General features: G+C 34.4%; 1 protein-coding gene. It reads left to right on the top strand.

All coding sequences use genetic code 11. The features are described 5' to 3' along the window. The coding region (locus tag H6A07_RS09700; protein WP_204814717.1) for a metalloregulator ArsR/SmtB family transcription factor at positions 1-285 on the top strand (285 nt) is incomplete at both ends.

The raw sequence follows: 285 nt of genomic DNA, 5'->3' as shown, positions 1-285 counted from the left end.
GGGCATACAATACAATCTATTTAAAAATAATTTGAAATACTTGGAGTGTGATAGTTTGGCATTACACGAAGTTTTATCTGCGTTAGCGGATGAAACCCGTAGGAAAATCCTCTTGAAATTAAGAGAAGGTAGAATAAGTTCGGGAGATTTAGCTCAGGCGTTGAATATGACACCACAAGCTTTATCATATCATCTGTCTAAGCTGAAAAAAGCGGATTTAATTTACGAAACAAGATACAAAAACTTTATTTATTACGAATTGAATCTTTCTGTCCTGGATGAAGC

The sequence above is a fragment of the Olsenella uli genome (assembly GCF_016899935.1).
Taxonomy (GTDB): domain Bacteria; phylum Actinomycetota; class Coriobacteriia; order Coriobacteriales; family Atopobiaceae; genus Thermophilibacter; species Thermophilibacter uli_B.
Note: the sequence above shows the minus strand (reverse complement) of the source record. Positions and strands in the feature narration are given on the sequence as shown.